We start from the raw sequence: 19802 nt of genomic DNA, 5'->3' as shown, positions 1-19802 counted from the left end.
GCCGTCGAACGGGCCCGCCGCCCGGTCACCGGAGACGGTCCGCACAGCGCCCGACACACACCGTCGCGCCCCCGCCCCGGACGCCGAACACCCCGCACCGGGCCCGACCGCCCACCACCCGGCCGACGGCACCCCCGGCGGCAGCGGCGGCGGCAGCAGGAACCACGGCGACGACGACCACAGCGGCGGCGACCGGGCCGACGGCACGAGCCACGCCCGCGAGTCCGCCGACGAGGCCACCGATGAGGCCACCGCCCCCGACAGCCGTCCTCCCCGCGAAGGTGCCCGTATGTTCCCGCCCGGCGAAGGTCCTTCGCCCGACCCGGCCCGTGGCCACCACGAGCGCCGTATCCGCACCTTCCAGCCCCGCCGCAGCCGGGTCACCACCGGCCAGCGGAACGCCCTGCGGCGGCTGTGGCCGCGCTGGGGTTTCGACATCGACGGGCTGCGCCGCCTCGACCTCGGTGCGCTCTTCGACGACCCGGACCTGCCCATCGTCCTGGAGATCGGCTTCGGCATGGGCGAGGCCACGGCCCGGATGGCGGCGGCGGACCCGGGCACGGGCATCCTCGCGGTCGACGTCCACACTCCTGGCCAGGGCAATCTGCTGCGCCTCGCCGACGAGCAGGGGCTGACGAACGTCCGGGTCGGCAACGGCGACGCCATCATCCTGCTGCGCGAGATGCTCGCCCCCGACTCCCTGTCCGGGCTGCGGATCTACTTCCCGGACCCGTGGCCCAAGGCCCGGCACCACAAGCGCCGGCTCATCCAGCCCGAGTTCCTCGATCTGGCCGCGGGCCCGCTGCGTCCCGGCGCCCTGGTGCACTGCGCGACGGACTGGGAGGAGTACGCCGAGCAGATGCTCGACGTCTTCACCGCGCACCCGGACTACGAGAACACCGTCCCCGACGGCGGTTTCGCGCCCCGCCCCGAGGCCCGGCCGCTGACCCGCTTCGAGGGGCAGGGCCTCGACAAGGGCCACCGGGTCCGCGACCTCCTCTTCCGCCGCCGCTGAGCTGCCCTCCCGACCCGGCCCGCCCTTCCGGAGCAGTTCCGGGAGCCGGGTCGGGGCGGGGTGGCGCGGACCGTGCGGCAGGAAACCTCCGGGCACCAGCGCACCCCCGTTTCACTCGTTAGTGTCGATGCGTGCATGACGAGGCAAGCGGCGCGACCGGCGCATCCGGCGCGCCGTCGAATCCGAGGACCGAGGGGCGCCCGCCCGGTCCGGCACCCGCGCCGGGCGCCCCGGCGGACACCCGCGGAGAAATACCGGAGGACCACATTCCGGAAGGCCGACCGACCTCGCCGTACACCACGCCCGACCCTCCGGCGCAGCCGCTGCCACCGCCCCCGAACCACCCCCCGGTCCTCCACCAGGCACCGCCCCCGGGTCACGCCCCGCATCCGGCCCCGACGCCGCCCCCGGCCCCGGCACCGCCGTTCCCCGGCCAGGTCCCCGGTTTCGCCGCCCCGGGCCACGCCCCGTGGGGCCCCGCCAACCCCACGGAACACCCGAGCCCCACGGACCCCGCAAGCACCGTCAACACAACCGGCCCCGTCAACACGACCGGCACCGGAAACACGACCGGCGCCGGGACCCCGGCCGGCACAGTGCACCCGACCGGCGCCGTGCACCCGACCGGCACACACCTCGGACAGCACCCCCCGATCGGACAGCACCACCCGACCCCCTCCTGGTGGCAGCGCAACCAGCGCGGAATCCGGGCGACGGCGCTGGCCGCCCTGCTGGGGCTGTGCGGGCTGGTGATACTCGGCATGGTCCGCCAGCAGACCGGCACCCGCGGGCTGCTGGTCGGCTTCGGCCTCGCCCTCTTCCCCGTGCCGCTGCTCGTGGCGGCCTTCCGCTGGCTGAGCGCGGCCCTGCCGACGCCGTGGAAGGCGCACGTCTTCGCCTTCGCGTGGGGCGCGTGCGCGGCCACGCTCGTGGCCCTCCTCGCGAACGGCTTCGCCACGGACTGGCTGGCGAGCAGCGTCGTCGTCGACTCACCGACCGAGGCGGACACCCTCGGCGCGACGGTCATAGCCCCCGTCGTCGAGGAGACCACCAAGGCGGCAGCGGTCCTCCTGCTGTTCCTCTTCCGCCGCAGGCACCTGGACAGCGTGGTCGCCGGCATCGCCGCCGCCGGTATCACCGCGACCGGCTTCGCCTTCACCGAGAACATCCTCTACCTCGGCACCGCCTACGGCGAGGACTCCCTCCTCAACCCGGACAGCCTGTCCGACTCGGCGACGGCCGCCACCTTCTTCATCCGTATCGTCCTCGCCCCGTTCGCGCACCCGCTGTTCACGGCGATGACGGGCATCTCGTTCGGCATGGTCGCCGCCCTCCCCCGACGGCGCCGGGTACTGCGCCGCCTGCTTCCACTGCTCGGGCTGCTCACCGCGATCCTGCTGCACGCCATATGGAACGGCTCGGCGTCCTTCCCGAACGTCACCTTCCTCGTCGTCTACGCCCTGTTCATGATCCCGGTGTTCGGCGCGCTGACCTGGCTGGCGATCTGGTCCCGGCTGCACGAACTGCGCGTCGTCCGCACCACGCTGACCGCCTACGCCGAAGCAGGCTGGTTCAGCCCGCCCGAGCCCTGGTCGCTCTCCTCGATGCGCGCCCGCTCCATGGCCCGCGCGATGGCCCGCCGCAGCCACGGCCCCCAGGCCGCCCGCACCGTCGCGGCCTACCAGCACGACGCCACCGCCCTGGCCCTCCTCCGCGCCCGCGCCGACAACGGCGCCACCACCCCCGACTTCGCCACCCGCGAGCACGCCCTCCTCAACACCCTCCACACCACCCGCCCCCTGGCAGCCCCACCCACCACCAGCGCAGCCCTGGCCCTCTCCCGCCCCCACCTACCGCGGCAGTGGGGGGCGGGGCACGGAGGCTGAGGGCAGGCCCGGCAGCACTCTCAACGGCTCAAGATGTCTGCCGGAAGCGCTACCGAGCTCAGTCCAGATAGCGGGCGGCCTGGGCTACGAAGGGTCTGTCCTGTTCCAGCCAGTCGACGTTGGGGGCCTCCCGTACGTCGACCCAGCGCACCTGGTCGTGGTCCTGGAGCGGTCGGGGTTCGCCGCGCTCCAGCCGTGCGAGCCAGGCGCACAGCACCAGCCCCTGACCGAGTTCGACCTCGCCGGGAAGGCGCTCCCCTACGGTCACGTCCACGCCGAGTTCCTCGTGCAGCTCACGGGTCAGGGCGGCCTGGGGAGATTCTCCGGGGTCCACCTTGCCGCCGGGGAGCTCCCAGCGGCCGGCCAGCGCGCTCGGTGACGTCCTCCGTGCGGCAAGGAGCTTCCCGTCGCGTACGACGGCTCCGGCCACCACGATCCGCTTCGTCCGACTGTCCTCCATGGGTGGACCCTAGGCCCTCTCCTCCCCTGTCCCCTGACCGCTCCCCGCTCGGGGGCCTGCTGCCTCGGGGTGCGATGTGGTGTGGTGGTGGGACGTGTCGGTCCGGTAGCGGGGGTGGGAGGTCGGTGTGGTGGTGCGTGTTGGTGGAGGGTTCGGTGCGGGTGGGCAGGACGGGGCGCTGCACGGGTTGTTGGCGGGGCGGAGGCTCGGGGTGTTGGTGACGTTGCGGCGGGACGGGCGGCCGCAGTTGTCGAACGTCAACCACACCTATGACCCGGAAACGGGGGTGTTGCGGGTCTCGGTGACGGACAGCCGGGCCAAGTCGCGGAATCTGGCGCGGGATCCGCGGGCGAGCTACCACGTCATGAGCGATGACGGCTGGGCGTGGGCGGTGGCCGAGGGCAGTGCCGAGCTGACTCCTGTCGCGCGGGAGCCGGACGATGCGACGGTCGACGAACTGGTCGAGGTGTACCGGGCGATCCTCGGGGAGCACCCGGACTGGGACAAGTACCGGTCCGCGATGGTCGCCGACCGCCGGCAGGTGGTGCGGCTGCACGTGGCCCGGGTGTACGGGCAGCCGCCGAGGGGCTGACCGGCCCGGGGAGACGGGGCCGGCCCGTCTCCCCCGGGGAGGGCGGCGCCGGCCGGGTCAGGCCGAGGCGTCGGTGAGGAGCTGGAGTTCGTCCTCGGTGAGGGCGAGTCCCGCGGCGGTCGTCAGGGGCGGGAGCTGGTCGGTGGTGCGGGCGCTGGCGATGGGCGCCGTGACGGTCGGCCGGGACAGCAGCCAGGCTAGGGCGACGGACGCCTCCGGCACCCGGTGTGCGGCGGCGACGGAGGACAGTGCGGCGAGCACCCGCTGACCGCGGTCGGTGGCCAGGTACCGGGCCGCCTTGCCGGTGCGCGCGCCCTCGGGCACCTCCTCGCCCGGCCGGTACTTGCCGGTGAGGAAGCCGGACGCCAGGGCGTAGTAGGGCAGGACGGCCAGCGCGCGGTCGCGGGCGACCTTCTCCAGTTCGCCCTCGTAGGTGTCGCGGGAGACGAGGTTGTAGTGCGGCTGGAGGGCCCGGTACGGGGCGGTGCCGTGGGACTCGGCGAACGCCAGCGCCGCCTCCAGCCGGGCGGCGGAGATGTTGGAGGCGCCCAGTTCGCGGACCTTGCCCTCGCGCACCAGCTCGTCCAGCGTCGCCATGAAGTCGGGGACCTCGACGGACTCGTCGTCGTAGTGCGTGTAGAAGAGGTCGACGTGGTCGGTGCCGAGCCGGCGCAGCGACTCCTCCAGGGAGAGCCTGATGTCCTGCGGCGCCAGGCCCCTGCGGCCCGGGAAGGCGCCGGCCTTGGTGGCGATGACGACCTGGTCCCGGACGGCGGAACCGCGTGCGGCGAGCCACTGGCCGATGACGGTCTCGGACTCGCCGCCCTCGTTGCCCTCGGCCCAGGCGGAGTAGACGTCGGCGGTGTCGATGTGGTTGCCGCCGCTGTCGCGGTAGGCGTCGAGGACGGCGAAGGACTCGGTGCGGTCCGCGGTCCAGCCGAAGACGTTGCCGCCGAGCGCGAGCGGCGAGACGGTGAGCGCGCCGATCGTCCGGTCGGGGCGCATCGCCGGGCCGACGGCGGTGCCGGCATCGGCGTCGGCCTGCGGGGTCGGGTTGTCAGCCATGCGCTGACGGTAACGCGCGAGGTGGCGTGCCGGACGGAAGCCCTCCGGATGCCTCGCCTTCCCTCGTCCTCCCCTCGCCTTCCCTCGCCTTCCCGCCCTCCCACCTCTCGGCCGGGCCGAACCCCACCGCCGGTACCGAACCCTCCCGGGGCCCGGACCTTCGCCGGTGCCGCCCCTCCCGGTGCCGAATCCTCGCCGGGCCCGAACCCGCGTCGGGGCGGTGCTGCCGGGTTCGCGGCCGGAGGAGTGGCCGGTGCCGTCGAAGCCGCCCGCGCGTCGCCGCCCCGTCCCCTCCTGTGCGCGCCAAGGGACGACGACCACCGCGGTGCGGCGGGCCCGGCTCGACGGACGTGTACGAGGCGGCGACGCGGATCGGGGGCGGGAGGTGAGTCGCTGCCAGGGGCGGACAGCACGCCCGGTTTCCCCGACGCCGGAAGCCCGTCCAGGTTCCGGGGCCGGGCGCCCGCCCAAGCTCCGGGCCGGAACGAGGCCCGAGCCGGGCCGGAGCAGGGCCGGTGCCGGGCCGGAAACGGGTATCGCGGATGCGCACGAGTGTGCGGATGTACGCGAGTGTGCGATCGGCCCGGCGGTCGGCGGGGCAGGGGTGTCAGACGTCGATGCCCTTGGCGCGGAGCCAGGGGAGGGGGTCGACGGGGTCGCCGCCGCCGGGGCGGACCTCGACGTGGAGGTGCGGCCCGGAGGAGTTGCCGGTGGAGCCGACGCGGGCGATGACATCGCCCGTACGGACCTTGTCGCCCGCGGACTTGGTCATCGACGACAGATGGCAGAACCACAGCTCCGTGCCGTCGTCCAGCTCCAGGACGATCCGGTAGCCGTAGGACCCCGCCCAGCCGGCCTCCTTGATGGTGCCGGAGTGCACGGCCTTGACGGGGGTGCCGTTGGGCGCGGCGAAGTCCTGGCCGGTGTGGTCGTTCTGCCACATGCCGCCGGCCTGGCCGAAGCCCGCGCTGAGCTGGTAGGAGGCGAGCGGCGCCGTCCACATCCGGGCGAGGCGGGCGCGGCGCTCGGCCTCGGCCTTGCGCTTCTTCTCCTCGGCGATCTTCCGCTTGCGTTCGGCCTCCGCCTTCTTCTCGGCGGTCGCGTGCTTCTCCGCCTGCTCGGCCGCCTGCCGGGCCGCGACCCGCTGTGCCTCCTCGCGCGCCTCGGCCTCGTCGGCCGCGCGCTGCTGCTCGGCCTGGGCGAGGATGCGGGCGCGCAGGACCTCGCCCGCGTCGGCGCCGGTGGCGGCCTCGTCCTCGGTGAGCCCGGCCTGGGTGAAGGGCGCGACCCGTGTGCCGCTGTCGGTGGATCCGGAGTCGTCGGAGACGAGTTGGCCGATGCCGGGGAGGTCCTCGGCGTCGGGCAGATGGTCGGGGAGGTCCTTGACGGCGCCGGCGGCCGAGGCGAGGTCCGGGACGGAGATCGCGGCAGGGCCCTTGTCCTGCGCCGTGGCCATGCCGCCGGCGCCGACCGCGGCGATCATTCCGACGCCGAGCACGGCACCGCCGCGCGCCATCCCGCCGGAGCGCTGCTTGCCGACGCGGTGCCGGCCGCGGACCGGGCGGAGGGAGTCCTCGGTGGGGTTCCACTCCTCCCAGGACTCCTCACCGGAGCCGGGCCCGTCGGTTCCGGAGCCGTCGGCACCGAAGCCGGAGACCCCGGAACCGTCGGCCACGGAACCGTCGACTCGGGGACCGTCCGCGCCGGAGCCGCCCGTTCCGGGTGCCTGCACGCCGGGACGTGCCGTTCCGGGGACGGCCGCGCCGAACTCCTCGCGTGCGGCGGCCGGTCCGGCGCCGTACGGGCCCGTGGCCGCGTGCGCGTCGGTGGCGTGTGCGCCGTACGCGTCGGCGGCGTAGGCGTCCTTGGCGCCGGGGGCGTACGGGCCTCCCACGCCATGGGCGTCGTGGGGCGCGTACGCGTCGTACGGGGCGGGAGCCCCGTCGTCGTAGTAGGGGCCGTACGAGACCTCGGGGGCCTGTCTCCTCGACCTGGACGCCACGGCTGGCGCTCTCCTTTCCTTCCTTCTCGCCTACCGGGTTAGCTGTCGGGTTCGGAGCAGGAAGGTCTCCTACGGGCGCCTCGTACGAGACGGCCCGATTCACCCCGTCCTTCCGCGTCCTGACCGCTGACGGGAAGGGGTGGTTCCCCGGTTCCCCGTACGGCTCGTGCCCGGCACCCGTGCGCTGGTGCGCTCGGTGCACGTGGTGCCGTGTGTGCTCGGCACAGCCGTACGTGAGGGATTCGGCGACGGCGCACGGTGCCGTCTTCCGTGACGACAGTGACAACCGCGCTGCGTTATCGGACGTTAATAGAAGCGCGGCCGTGATTCCAAGCCGTACGGGTGAATTCATGGGGCGCGGACGGGTGTGCGAAGCCCCAACGGGCCCGGTTGTCAACCCATTTGGTATCGGCCGCTGCACAGGGTGACGGGCCTCGGTGCCGAGGCCCGCCGAACCCGGGGTGCGCCCGCTGGAGGGGGAAGGGCCGTCACCTCACACGCCTTCACCCTGCGGGCCGCCCGGCCGCGGACCATCGTCCGGTCCCGAACCGTCCTCCGGCCGCGAACCGTCGTCCGGCCTCGGACCGTCGTCCGGCGTGCCACCCGCAGGGCCACCTGTCGGGCCACCCGGCGCACCGCCCGCCGGGCCGACCGGCGGACCGTTGCCGACGACGTGTGGTCGTCGTCCACCGGGGGCGTGCGCCACCGCGAGCAGCGCCATGTCGTCCGCCGCGTCGACCGCCTCGACCCCGCCTCCCTGCTGCCCATGGCCGTGTCCGTGACCGCCGTTCGCCTCGGCGGTGTGGGCCGCGACGTCCGCGAGGACCGTGTCCAGGAGTTCGTCCGGGTCCGCGAACCGGCGGCCCGCCAGCCGGACCTCCGGCTCGTAGAAGGCGCCGTGCGCGTCGCGTGCCTCGGACAGGCCGTCGGTGTAGAGCAGCAGGTGCGCACCGGGCGGGAAGGCGACCTCGTCCACCCGGTCGGGCCAGACGCCCAGTTCGGCCAGGCCGAGCGGCAGTGCGGCCTCGCTCGCCTCCAGGAGCGTCGCCCGGCCGCGGTGCAGCAGCAGCGGCCCCGGATGCCCGCGGTTGACCATCCGCACCACCCGCTCGCCCCCTCCCCCGTGACCGCTCCCCTCGCCCCCGCTGCCCTCCTCGCCGGCGTGCCCGCCCCGGCTCTCCTGCCCCGTGAGCGCCTCGCCCCGGCCGACCGGTGCGGGGACCGGGATCTCGACGAGGAGCGCCGTGGTGAAGCCCTCGAACAGTGCCGTGCCCAACTGCCGCCTGCCCTCCCGCTGGAGCGCCCGGTCCAGGCGCGCGGCCACGTCGGCCAGCGTCGGCTCCTGCTCGGCCGCCTCCCGGAACGCCCCGACCACGATGACGACGGCCTCCACCGCGCCGAGCCCCTTCCCCCGCACATCGCCGATGATCAGCCGGATGCCGTGCGAGGTCTCCTCGGCGGCGTAGAAGTCGCCGCCGATCCGGGCGTCGGCGCGCGCCGCACGGTAGCGGGCCGCGAGGGCCAGCCCGTCGATGTGCGACGGCGGTGCCGGCAGCACCGCGAGCTGGACCGCCTCGGCCACCACCCGCGCCGAGGCGAGCTGTTCGCCGCTGCGGCGCAGCACATAGTTGACGCCGAGGGCCAGCAGGGTGACGGTCACCACCGTCAGGGTCCGGCCGCCCACCTCGTAGCCGCCCACGGTGTCGTGCAGCTCGACGACGAGGACGAGGCAGCCGCAGGTCAGCACCCCGACGGCGAGCGTTCCCCGGAACGAGAGGAACGCCGCGGCGACCAGCGGCGCGGCGGCGAACGGAGCGGAGACCGTCACATGGCGGGGCGTGAGCAGTTCCGCCGCGATCCCCACCGCGATGATGAGGTAGGGCAGTCGGCCCGCCCAGCGGCGGAGCGTGCCGATGGTCTCGTCGTAGCCGTGGTGCCCGGCGGGGCCGACCGCACCGGCCGGTCCGACGGGGGTGGCCAGCGCGGCCGCCTCTGCCGCCACCGCACCGTCGCCCCCGCCGTCCGCCCCGACGCTCCCCTCGCCCCCGCCGGTGCTCCCGCCTCCCTCGCCCCCGCCGGTGCTCCCGCCTCCCTCGGCCTTCCCGGCGCGGTCGGCGCTTCCGTCTGCGCCGCCCGGACCGCCGGAACCGCCCGGACGGCCCGGGCTTCCGGGGCCACCCGGATCGGAGGGACGGCCGGAACCGCCGGCTCCGCCGGATCCGCCGGGACCACCGGAACCGCCGGATCCGTCGGGACTGCCCGAACCGCCGGAACCGCCGGGACGACCCGAACCACCGGCACGACCCGAACCGCCGGGACGGCCGGTGCCGCCGGCCGCACCGCCACCTGCTCGGCCGCTCGGACCGGCCGGTCCCTCCGGGCTGCCGGGCCCCTGCGCTCTGCCCTCCACCGTCCCAATGTGGCCCGGGCGGAGGGCCGGGGCCACTCGGCGCCCGCCGGCCGACGGGCCCGTGCCACGCGACCGCGCCCACCGCAGGGGCCGCCGCACCGCACGGCAGCCCCGGCGGAGGGCGGACCACCGTGCAGGGGACCCACCGCGTGGCAGAGGTCCGGCCCGGCCGGGGTCAGTGTGCGTGCTCCGGGAGGCGGGCGTGCCGGCACAGGGTGTCCAGGGACGACCGCCACAGGGCCGGGAGTTCCGTGGCACCGGGCACGGCGGCGTCGGCGAGGAACGTGGCGTGCAGCCGTTCCCCGTACACCGACCAGACGACGAACAGCGGCTGTCCCGGCACGGAGACCGGCACCGGGAAGAAGGCGACGGCGTCGCGTCCGGCCCAGCTGAGCCGGGAGCGCATCCGGACGTCCGCGAGGGTGAGCGGCACATGGCGGGGGTCGATGCCACGGCTGAGGCCCAGCCGTCCGCACCAGTACGGCATCCGTTCGAACAGCACGCGGTGGCGTCGTCCGATGGAGCTGAGCCGGGCGTGGCCCGCGTCCCGCGCGAGCAGCCGCAGCCGGCGCAGCGGTGCGGGCTCGCCGCAGGGCAGCGGCACCGTGGCCACGCCTCCGCGGTTGCCGAGCAGCCGCAGCGGGTCGTCGTGGGGCCGCAGGCTGATCCCGAACGTGGCCCGCAGGACGCGCTCGCGGGAACCGCCGCTCCCGCTGCCCGTGGCCACGGCGGCTTCCGGGCCATCGGCGTACGGGGGCGGCACGGTGCCGGGGCCGGAGGGGCCGGATGGGCCGGTGTTCCCGTCGGCCCAGGTCTCCGGGTGCCAGTCGCGCAGGGCGCCGGTCATGACGGACAGGCAGACCTGGGTGAGCCCGGTGCGGGTGGCCCGCGCGACGTCGTAGAGCGGGGCGAGGGGGTAGGAGCCGGTGACGGCCAGCCGCTCCCGGCCCTCCACGGCGTCGATGGCCGGCCATCGGGTGCCGGGGACGCGGCGCAGCGGTGGCAGCAGATCCCTCAGCACGGTGCGGCCCCAGTCGCGGCGGGCCGGGCCGGTGGCCAGCTGGGTGGCGTGCGGCGGGGCGGGACGCTGGTACCCGAGCGGACCGAAGAGGCGTTCGATGGTCTCGGCGGCGGCGCGACCGTCCTGGAAGCCGTGGTGCGCGCGGTAGCACAGGGCGAACCCGCCGGCGCCTGCTCCGCCGCCGTCCGGGAGCGGGCCGCCGCCGGACGCCTCGTCCGCCGGGTCGCACTCGATCAGCCAGACGCCCCACAGCGGGTGCTCCCGGTCGAGCGGCCGGTCGAGCACGGCCCGCAGTGCCGCGTCCGCCCAGGCCGTGGTGGCGTCCGGGCTCTCGGCCGAGGGCCGCCCGGGGCAGGTGATCCGGTGGACGTGCCGGCGGACGTCGAACCGCGGGTCGGGCGCCCAGGCGGGGCGGCGGCCGGAACCGCCGAGCCGGTAGGTCAGCTCGGGTGCGGCCAGGACGCGGGAGGCCAGGTGCGCCACCAGTTCCTCGCGGTCCGGCGGCGGGCCGGGGAACAGCAGCAGACCGCCCAGGTGCAGGGCGCTGTCCGGTCCGCGCCGGGCGATGTCGAGGATGAGCCGGTCGCGGACGGACAGCGGCCGGGGGGCGTCCGGGGCGGCCGGGGGCCGTGCGGGTCTGAGGGCTTCGGGCATGGTCTCCGCTCTCTCCGGTCGGGCGCGGCGCCGCGCGCGGTGGTGGTACCGCCCGGACAACGACGGCGCACGGGCCGCGGCATCGCGCGAGGGGCCCGCACACATCAACGGGCGCACACCGGGGCGCGCACTCCGCCGGGCGCACACCACACACGGACGCCCGCCACGCCGGGGACACACCTGCGCTCCCTCTCCCGCACCCGCCTCTCCCGTACACGCCTCTCCCGGACCCCCCTCTCCTGCACACGCCTCTCCCGGACCCGCCTCTCCTGGACCCGCCGGGACGCCCGCCCGGACCGCGTCCCGAACGGCCCGCCGTGGACACATCCGCCGGGACGGGACCGCCAACGACCCGACCGGACACGCGTGTTGGGGCATGAAGTCCGCGCCGTGCGCCCGATGACCCGTCGGCAGCACGGAGTCGGAGCGGAGCCGGGGCGGGGCCGGAGGGAACAAGGAGGAACGAGGAGAAACTAGGAGGAACAGGGAGGGGCAGGGAGGGGGGTCAGGCCGGGGCGAAGGCCAGGGCCGTGTTGTGGCCGCCGAAGCCCGCGGAGACGGAGAGGGCGAGGCCCGCCTTGTGGTCGACGCGGCGGGTGGGGAGGTTGAGGGTGCACTCCGGGGAGGGCTCGACGAGGCCGGTGTTGGGCGGAACGGTGCCGCGCTGCACGGCGAGCGCGGTCAGCCCGGCCTCGACGGCCCCGGCGGCGCCCAGCAGATGGCCGGTGACGCCCTTCGTGGAGCACACGGGCGGGGCGTGGGGCAGCAGCCGGGCGAGCGCCGTGGCTTCGACGGCGTCGCCGAGCGGGGTGCCGGTGGCGTGCGCGTTGACGTGGTCCACCTCGTGGGCCGCGGCGCCCGCGCGGGCGAGCGCCTCGGTGACGGCGGCGTGGATCCCGGCGCCGTCGCGGCGCGGTTTGACGGGATGGTGGGCGTCACCGGCGGCGCCGTAGCCCACGAGCCGGGCGTGCACGCGGGCGCCGCGCGCCGTCGCGTCCGCGAGGCGTTCGAGGACGAGGACGCCCGCGCCCTCGCCGATGACGAAGCCGTCGCGTCCCGCGTCGAACGGGCGGGAGGCGGTGGCGGGGTCGTCGAACCGCCGGGAGAGGGCGCCGATGCGGTCGAACCCGGCGACGTAGAAGGGGGTCACGGCGGCCTCGGCGCCGCCGGCGACGGCGATGTCGCACCGGTCCATGAGCAGCAGGTCCATGGCCGTGCCGAGGGCCGTCGCCCCGGCGGCGCAGGCGGTGTTGACGGTGAAGCTGGGCCCCTCGGCGCGCAGTGCGACGGCGAGCTGCGCGGCGAGCGAGTTGCCGAGGGCGCTGGGCACAGCGTACGGGGACATGCCGGTGGGGCCCCGCTCGGCGTAGGCCCGCTGCTGTGCCTCGTAGGTGCGGGCGCCCCCGGCGCCGGAGCCGACGACGACGGCCACGCGTGCGCCGCCCCAGTCGGGCGGCTCGGCCCCGGCCAGGCCGCCGGGCCAGCGGCCCGCGTCCCGGGCGGCCTCCTCGGCGGCGAGCAGCGCGTATCCGGCGGAGCGGTCCGGGCGGCGGGTGAGCGCCCGGCCGAGCCGCTCGGGGTCGAACTCGGGTGCACGGCAGGCGAGATGGGCGGGGCCTGATCCGCCGAACTCGTCGTCGAACCCGGTCTCCAGGCGGGTGGTGGGCTCGCCGGCGCACACCCGTGCCCAGGTGGCCTCGGTGCCGTCCCCCGCGGGGGTGTACAGGCCGATCCCGGTGAGGGCGACGGCCGGGGCGGGGGCGGTCATGCGGCGTCGCCTTCCGTGCGGCCGGCTTTCACCGGTTCGACGGTGGCGCGGACGGTGGCCCGGCTGAGCAGCGCCGCGACGTCGGCGAGGGTCACGGTGGCGTGCAGCTCCTCCTCGGAGACGGGAACGCCCCGCTCCCGGCTCATGACGAGCGCCAGTTCGGCCACGCCCAGGGAGTCGAGGCCGGCTTCCTCGCGCAGGGCGTCCGGGACGACGAGCGCCCCGTCGACTCCCATGGACACCAGCACGGCCTTGAGTTCTTCGACGGTCATGTCACTTCCCTCCGGGACGGATCAGGGGCGAGGCGGTGGGGCGGGGGCCGCGACCCGGCCGGCGCCGTGCAGGCACTCGGCGGGATGCGGCCGGGCGGCGGCGCGCGCCGGGCCGGGTACGTGCGCGCGGTCGCCGCCGTACGGGCGGGGTTCGCCGTACGGGCATTCGCCGCCGTGCGTCCGGGGGTCGACGCCGTGCGGACGCGGGTCGCCGTACGGGCGCGGTTCGCCGTGTGCGCGCTCGCCCGCGTGCGCCCGGTCGGGGCCGCGCGCGGGAGCGGGACGGCGGGGCACGGCGGTCATCCGGGCGTCGTCGAAGCTGAGGGAGAAGGCGGCCACGGCGCGCGGCAGCCGGCGGCGTACGGCGCGCAGGTCCCAGCGGGCGGCGAGGGAGGCGAGGACGAGCGTCATCTCCGTCCAGGCGAAGCTCTCGCCGAGGCAGCCGTGCGGCCCGAGGCCGAAGGGCAGATAGGCGTCGCGGGCGGCCCCGCAGACGGCGTTGCCGCCGCCGTCGCCGGCGGGCTCCCAGCGCTCCGGGCGGAAGGCGTGCGGGTCGGGGAAGAGGGCGCCGTTCCGTTGGAGGACGTAGTAGGAGAACATCACCATCTGCCCCGCGCGCAGCGGGAGTTCGCCCAGGCCGTCGGCGCGCAGCGCGGTGTCGCGCACGGCGGAGCGGGAGACGAGGTAGCCGGGCGGGTAGAGGCGCATGCTCTCGCTGAGCACGCAGCGGGTGTAGGGGAGGCGGGGGATGTCCTCCCAGCGGGCGGCCCGCCCGTCGAGGACGGTGTCGACCTCCTCGTACAGCCTGCGGCGGGCACGCGGGTTCCGGGCGAGGAGGTGCAGCGCCCAGGTGAGGGTGCGGGAGACGGACTCGATGCCGGCGACGAGGAACGACATCGTCTCGTCGTGTGCCTCGCGCGCGGTGAGGCGTTCCCCGGTGGCGGTGTCGGTGGCGCCCAGCATGGCGTCGAGGAGGTCGCCGCCGGGTCGGCGGGTGCCGGGCGGCGGGGCGTCGCGCAGCCGGTCGGCCACGAGGGTGCCGACGAGGGAGTCGAGGGTGCGCATGGCGGTGCGGAAGCGGCGGTTGAGGGGGCTGGCGACGGCGGGGACGCGGGCCAGCAGTGACGTCGGGTCCATGCTGCGGCTGCCGGCCCACTCCATCAGGACGGGCACGGCCTCGGTGACGCGGCGGACCTGCTCGGTGCTGACGCCGGAGGAGAACAGGCAGCGGGTGACGATCTCGGTGCTCAGCGCCATCAGGGCGCGGTCGGCCTCGAACGGGCCGAGGACACCGGCGTACCGGGCGGCCGGCACGCGGCCCGTGGGGCCGGTGCGTCCCGTGCGGCCGGTGGTTCCGGTGCGGGCGGCGGATCCCGCGGGGACGGCGGGTGCGGTGAGGCCGGCGAGGTGGGCGAGCCGCTCGGCGGTGAAGTCGGACAGCTGGGACATGGTCTCGGCGTGGTCGCGCAGCCGGGAGCGGTGCAGGGCGGGCATGAGCTGGCTGCGCCTGCGGCGGTGGAAGGCCCCGTCGGTGGCCAGCAGGCCGTCCCCGATGATGCGTTTCATCACGCGGAAGTGCGGGCTGAGGCCGAAGTCGCCGGAGCGCGCGGTCAGTACGTCGCGCACGAGCCGGTGGTCGTTGAGCACCACCACCCGTTCCCGGCCCAGCCGGACCGTGGCGGCGGGGCCCAGTTCGGGCAGGGACTGGAGGAACGCGAGCCTGTCCCGGAGCATCCGGGGGGCGTGGCCGAGTACGGGGAGCCCACCCGGGGCGGGCGCGGGTTCGATGGGCATAACGCGGACATCACAGCAAAAAGCCCGGTCCGCCAAACGGCCCTGGGGGAAGGGCACTTCGAACGAGTGAAGAGCTTCACCCCTGGGGGTGGCCCTGCGCGTGGCGGGGAGACGCGCTCGGTAGCGGCCCCGTTGAGGTCCGGCCCGCGCATACCGCGGACGGCCCCGACGACCCGCCGGCTCCCGAGGAGAACCCGTGCCATCCGACGAGATCGCCCGACCCCCGCACGACCCGCGTTCCGGCGGACCGGCCGCCCAAGGGCCCGCGCGGCACGATCCGTTGACGAGGCTCCCCGCGCAGCCGGGGACGCGCGGCTCCGCCGACCGGCCGCCGCCCCGGCGTACGCCGTCGGCGTCCGGCCGCCCCGAGCGCCCCCCGCGCCCGCCGCGGCTGCCGGACGCGCCCGGCGCGCTGCCCGTCGTGGGGCACGCGGTGGTGTTCCTGCGGGATCCGCTGTCGTGGCTGCGGCAGTGCGCCGGGTCCGGGTCGGGTGAGGGGCTGCACCGGCTGCGGCTGTGGGGGCGCCCCAGCTATCTGGTGACCGACCCGGAGCTGGTGCACCGCGTCCTGGTGACGGACGCACCGGACTTCGACAAGGGCGGGCAGTTCTACCGCAACGCCCGGGAGATCTTCGGGGAGACGCTGGTGACGGCGGCGGCGGACAAGCACGCACACCAACGGCGGCGGATCCAGCCGGTGTTCCGGCGGGCCCGGATCGCGGCCGCCGTGCCGTCGATGCGGCTGGAGGCCGAGCGCACGGCGCAGGCCTGGCTGCCGGGCAGGGCCGTGGACATCCTCCAGGCCACCACGCACTACGCGCACCGCACGGCCGTCCGCACGCTGCTGCCCGTGCTGTCCACCGACGAGGTCGACCGGCTCGCCGCCGCCTCCGCCCGGCTCATCGAGGATCTGTATCTGCGCACGATGCTGCCGCCCGCCGCCGGCCGGCTGCTGCGGGGCCGGTTCGACACCTCGCTGCGCACCCTGCGGGAGGCGTGCGTCGCGGCCGTGCCGAAAGCCCGCGCCTTCGCCTCCGACGAGCGCTCGGGGCTGCTGGCCGCGCTGCTGGAGACCAGCCCGCACGGGGACGGGCCGGCCGAGGACAGCGAGGTGCGCGACCACTTCGTCGCGCTGCTGATGGCCGGCACGGAGACCACCGTCAGCGCGCTGGCCTGGCAACTGCACCACCTCAGCCGCGATCTGCCGCTCCAGCAGCGGCTGCGCGACGAGCTGCACGAGGCGACCGGGGGCCGCGCGGTCACCCTCGACGACCTCGGCCGGATGCCGCTGCTGCGCCGGACGACGGCGGAGACGCTGCGCTGCCGTCCACCGCTGTGGATGCTGCTGCGCACCAGCGTCCGCGAAGTGCGCCTGGGCGGCTACCGGTTCCCGGCCGGCACGGACTTCTACTTCAGCCCGCACCAGATCCAGCACGCGGCCTCGGGCCCGGACGGGTTCGCCGACCCGGGCCGCTTCGATCCCGAACGCTGGGCCGAGCGCGGGCCGTCCGCACGCGATCGCGGCTTCCTCGCGTTCGGCGCGGGGCCGCGCAAGTGCCTGGGCGACCACTTCGCGCTGACCTCGCTCGCCGTGGCCACCAGCACCCTGTTGGACCGCTGGACGCTGACCCCGGCGGCCGACGCGCCGCCCCGCGCGCGGCTGCGCACCATGCAGATGCCGGCCGGCCGGTCCGGCCTGCGGCTGCGGGTCGACAGGCGGCACCTGGCCCGGTGAGGCGGACGGGCGCGCGGGGCAGCGCGCCCGTCCTCAGCGGTGCCGCAGCGCGCGGTGCCCCGGCCGGCCGAGGGCGTGCCCCCAGGCGAGCAGGACGCAGATGTCCGCCAGCGCGGGCGCGTCGTAGAGCAGCGGACGCGGCCCCGCCTGGTCGGGCACGGAGGTGAACCCGCCGTCGGGCCGCTGCCGGCCGGCCAGGTAGCCGACGGCGCTGCGCAGCGCCCCGGTCCGGGAGCCGCCCCGGGAGCGGGTGAGCGCGACGACGGCGTAGGCGGTGCTGATCGGGTCGCTCTCGCCGGCGCCCTCGTGCCCCCAGCCGCCGTCCGGCAGCCGGCGGGCGACGAGCTGCTCGACGAGCCGGTCGCGCAGCCCGGCGGTGCGCCGCCCGTCCGCGGCCAGCCCGGCCCGCAGCAGGGATTCGCACGCCAGGACGGTGCGGTGCACGGCGTTGGTGGCGTTCCGGCTCCAGCTGCACTCGAACGGGTCGGCCTGGCCGTCGTGCGGGAAGGAGCCGTCGTCGCGGGCGGTGGAGCCGTCGGCCCGGCCGGCCCCGCACACATGGGTGCGGTCCGGGCAGCAGCCGGTGAGGTACCGGCCGCCCGCGGCGGCGACCGCGCGGGCGTGCGCACGGTTGCTGGGGGCGAGCGCGTTGACGGCGCCGGCGGTCATGGCCGTCTCGGAGTCGACGCCGCGCGCGAACGTGGGCACCCCGCCATCCGGGTTGGCGAGGTCGACGAGGTAGTCCTCGGCGGCGGCGACGGCGCCCGCGTGCCGGCGGGGCGCGGTGGCGCGCAGGAACTCCAGGGCGTACGCGGTGTCGTCGGCGTCGCTCTGCCGCACCCCGCGCATGAAGCCAAAGCCGCCGTCGGCGTGCTGCTGGGTGGCGAGCGCGTCGGCCATGCAGTGCACGGCGGGGTGCGCCCCGTATCCGGCGGCGGTGAGCGCGAGCCCGCCGGTGGCGGTGGCGAAGACGTCCATGCCGGTGATGAACGGCAGCCCGCCGTCCGGCCGCAGCTGGCGGGCGACCTGGGTGACGGCGGCGGCGGTCTCGTTCCGGCGGGCCGGGTCGGTGCGCAGCGCGAGCAGCGCCAGCAGCCGGGCCAGGTGGTTGGCCTCCCAGGCGGGGCCGGGGCGCAGGGCGGGCGACAGCGCGAGGAAGTCGCCCTCGCACAGCTGCCCGGTGCGGCCGGTCCCGTGTGCGGCGATCACCTTCAGCGCGGCCATCTCCAGGCCCAGCCAGGTCTGCTGGCCCGGGGCCTCGTAGCGCTCCAGCGGGACGCGGGGCCAGGGCGCCGAGCCGAGGTGGGCCAGCAGGGTCTGGAACATCAGCCGCTTGCGTCCCGCGGTGAAGTGCGGGAAGTCCGCGAGCACCCCGTCGCCGCCCTGCCGGGGCACCGTGGAGCGCGCTGTGGACGGGCACGCGCCGAGCAGTTCCGCCGCACGTCCGCCGGAGACGGCGGCGGTGCGGGGGGCGGAGTGGGATGCGGCGTGGGGGGCGGTGTGGTGGGCGGTGCCGTCGGACCCGGCCTGCTGCGCGGGCACCCCGGCGGGCGCTTCCCGTGCTTCCCGTGCCTCCCGTGCCTCCCGTGTTTCCGGTGCTTCGGGCCCGTCGCCCGGTGCTCCCGGCACCCGGGCCGGCGCCCCGGGCACGTCGGCCCGGGCGTCCGCCGGGACCTCGGCCGGGACCTCGGCGGGAACCTCGGCCGGGAGATCCACCGGGATCTCGTCCGGAAGCTCCGCCGGGACCTCGCCGAGGACGGCCCGGGCGACGGCTGTCTGCACGGCGTCCGGTGGGTCGGTGTCGAGGGTGTGCTTGAGGTAGCGCACCAGCTGGTCGCGCGCCGGATCGGCGGGGACGAGGCTCGTGACGAGCTCCAGCAGCAGCGCCGATTCGAGGACGCGGCTCTCGCAGGGCGCCGCCACCAGGCCGTCGGGGCCGATCCGGGCGACGACCCGGCGGGCGAGCCGGTCACGTGCGGCCGTCAGCCGCGTGGGCGCAGGCGCAAGGGTCAGCGGGGCAGGGGCCGAGAACAGTCCAGCAGTGATCATGTGTGCCTCTTGTCAGGGCCGGGACGGCGGGGACACCGTCCCGGCGGTGCTCCAGGTGGCCGAGAACGCGCAGGACGTGCAGGCCGACGGGGTTGAACGGGGCGATGGGGTCGAACCCGGCGCACGGGTGGGCCGGTCGGCCGCCGCCGTCCCCGTCGGTGGCGCCCAGGGGTGCGGACGCCGGGGTCTGTGCCGGACGCGCGGAATCCGGGTGCTGCTCGGGCCGTGCGCTCCACGGGCCCGGCGCACCCTGCCCGGGCCGCGGCTCCCGGGCCGGCCGCGCCGGCTGCGCCGAGGGGAGGTCACGCGCGGGCCGCGCGAGGGGAGAGGGCATCGGCGGCGGCGGAGGTTGCGGAAGCCGGGCGGCGCGTGGAGGCGAGGCGGGGCGTGCGGAGCGTGCGGGGTGCGCGGGGCGCGGAGGGTGCCGGGGCGGCGTTCTCCGTGCGCCGGGCCCGCTCACCGCCCGGAAGCCGAGCCCCTCCGTCCCGCCCGCCCCCTCCGTCCCGTCCGCACCGGGTGGCCGGACCCCGCCCGCCTCCCCCGCTGCGGGCCCGTTCCCCCGCACCAGCCGGGCGTACGGGACGAACCCGTGCCAGGCGATCTCCGCCGGGTCGGCCTGCGGGGGTCCGCCGGGGCCGAGGCGCAGATGGTGCACGGCCAGCCAGCAGGGCCCGTTGGGCCCGTCGAGGCGCTCCCGCCACAGCTCCCGGGGCGGCGGGCCACCGGTTCCGACGCCCAGCTCCTCGGCCAGTTCCCGGGCCGCCGCCGCCCGGTAGCTCTCGCCGGCGCGCACACAGCCGCCCACCAGCACGTCGTGGTGTCCGGGCAGGACGGGGGCGTGTGCGGGGCGGCGGTGGACGAGGACGCGTCCCGCCGGGTCGGTCAGCACGGTGGCGGCGACGCGGTGGTGCAGTCCGATGGCGCGTGCGCCGCCGCGCGGCCCGGTACGGACCGGCCGGTCCTCGGCATCCACGTAGTCCACCTGCTCGTCCGCCCGTCCGTCCGCCGATCCCCCCGGCAACTCCCCCACGTGTCTCGTCCCTTCAGCCGCTCGCCCGGCGGCACAGCGACCGCGGTAC

14 protein-coding genes and 1 riboswitch are annotated in these 19802 nt (G+C 76.3%); of the genes, 4 read left to right on the top strand and 10 right to left on the bottom strand.

The window, feature by feature from the left end:
- The first annotated feature begins 289 nt into the window (after positions 1-289).
- Together trmB and SCA03_RS22620 are read left to right on the top strand one after the other, a co-directional pair.
- Positions 290-1015 (top strand): tRNA (guanosine(46)-N7)-methyltransferase TrmB, encoded by a 726-nt coding sequence (trmB, locus tag SCA03_RS22625; RefSeq protein WP_086818400.1) that lies wholly within the window; start codon positions 290-292, stop codon positions 1013-1015.
- A gap of 614 nt (positions 1016-1629) precedes the next feature.
- A complete protein-coding gene (locus SCA03_RS22620; RefSeq protein WP_371863974.1) occupies positions 1630-2901 on the top strand; it encodes a PrsW family intramembrane metalloprotease in 1272 nt (423 codons plus the stop codon).
- A gap of 58 nt (positions 2902-2959) precedes the next feature.
- Here the strand turns inward: SCA03_RS22620 and SCA03_RS22615 are convergent, their stop codons facing one another.
- A complete protein-coding gene (locus tag SCA03_RS22615) occupies positions 2960-3361 on the bottom strand; it encodes a (deoxy)nucleoside triphosphate pyrophosphohydrolase (protein WP_030891124.1) in 402 nt (133 codons plus the stop codon).
- A 178-nt stretch (positions 3362-3539) separates the two neighbouring features.
- On the opposite strand from SCA03_RS22615, the gene SCA03_RS22610 reads away from it, so the two are divergent.
- On the top strand, positions 3540-3953 hold the full coding sequence (locus SCA03_RS22610) for a PPOX class F420-dependent oxidoreductase (protein ID WP_030885345.1): 414 nt from the start codon (positions 3540-3542) through the stop codon (positions 3951-3953).
- Positions 3954-4010: 57 nt separating this feature from the next.
- Here SCA03_RS22610 and SCA03_RS22605 read toward each other — a convergent pair whose 3' ends face one another.
- The 7 genes from SCA03_RS22605 to SCA03_RS35235 form a co-directional block, all read right to left on the bottom strand.
- Positions 4011-4958, bottom strand: a complete 948-nt coding sequence (locus tag SCA03_RS22605) for an aldo/keto reductase (RefSeq protein WP_030885347.1) — start codon at positions 4956-4958, stop codon at positions 4011-4013.
- A gap of 667 nt (positions 4959-5625) precedes the next feature.
- The gene (locus SCA03_RS22600) at positions 5626-6693 is read right to left on the bottom strand and encodes a M23 family metallopeptidase (protein ID WP_371863975.1); all 1068 of its coding nucleotides are present in this window, start codon (positions 6691-6693) and stop codon (positions 5626-5628) included.
- Positions 6694-7033: 340 nt separating this feature from the next.
- Positions 7034-7201, bottom strand: a riboswitch (cyclic di-AMP (ydaO/yuaA leader).
- Between the two features lie 312 nt (positions 7202-7513).
- Positions 7514-9022 (bottom strand): PP2C family protein-serine/threonine phosphatase, encoded by a 1509-nt coding sequence (locus SCA03_RS22595; RefSeq protein WP_141275611.1) that lies wholly within the window; start codon positions 9020-9022, stop codon positions 7514-7516.
- Between the two features lie 583 nt (positions 9023-9605).
- Positions 9606-11105 carry a wax ester/triacylglycerol synthase domain-containing protein gene (locus SCA03_RS22590; RefSeq protein ID WP_051845955.1) on the bottom strand — a complete coding sequence of 500 codons (1500 nt, stop codon included), beginning with the start codon at positions 11103-11105 and terminating at the stop codon, positions 9606-9608.
- 505 nt (positions 11106-11610) lie between these two features.
- Positions 11611-12873, bottom strand: a complete 1263-nt coding sequence (locus SCA03_RS22580) for a beta-ketoacyl-[acyl-carrier-protein] synthase family protein (RefSeq protein ID WP_030885359.1) — start codon at positions 12871-12873, stop codon at positions 11611-11613.
- Positions 12870-13145, bottom strand: coding sequence for an acyl carrier protein (locus tag SCA03_RS22575; protein WP_063764591.1), 276 nt, complete (start codon positions 13143-13145; stop codon positions 12870-12872). Before SCA03_RS22575 ends, SCA03_RS22580 begins: the two co-directional genes overlap by 4 nt.
- A gap of 21 nt (positions 13146-13166) precedes the next feature.
- A complete protein-coding gene (locus SCA03_RS35235) occupies positions 13167-14939 on the bottom strand; it encodes a cytochrome P450 (protein ID WP_086815881.1) in 1773 nt (590 codons plus the stop codon).
- 196 nt (positions 14940-15135) lie between these two features.
- Here SCA03_RS35235 and SCA03_RS22565 point away from each other — a divergent pair, with 196 nt between their 5' ends.
- Entirely contained in the window at positions 15136-16674 is a 1539-nt protein-coding gene (locus SCA03_RS22565) for a cytochrome P450 (RefSeq protein WP_086815883.1), read from the top strand.
- Between the two features lie 33 nt (positions 16675-16707).
- On the opposite strand, the gene SCA03_RS35230 is transcribed toward SCA03_RS22565, so the two are convergent.
- Both SCA03_RS35230 and SCA03_RS35790 read right to left on the bottom strand, forming a co-directional pair.
- Complete coding sequence (locus SCA03_RS35230) at positions 16708-18723, bottom strand: prenyltransferase/squalene oxidase repeat-containing protein (protein ID WP_051857141.1); 2016 nt, start codon at positions 18721-18723, stop codon at positions 16708-16710.
- Positions 18644-19753, bottom strand: coding sequence for an NUDIX domain-containing protein (locus SCA03_RS35790; RefSeq protein WP_230988854.1), 1110 nt, complete (start codon positions 19751-19753; stop codon positions 18644-18646). Before SCA03_RS35790 ends, SCA03_RS35230 begins: the two co-directional genes overlap by 80 nt.
- Positions 19754-19802: the final 49 nt, after the last annotated feature.

The sequence above is a fragment of the Streptomyces cacaoi genome (genome assembly GCF_006539165.1).
GTDB classification, from domain to species: Bacteria; Actinomycetota; Actinomycetes; order Streptomycetales; family Streptomycetaceae; genus Streptomyces; species Streptomyces cacaoi.
This window is presented reverse-complemented; position numbering and strand designations above follow the sequence as displayed.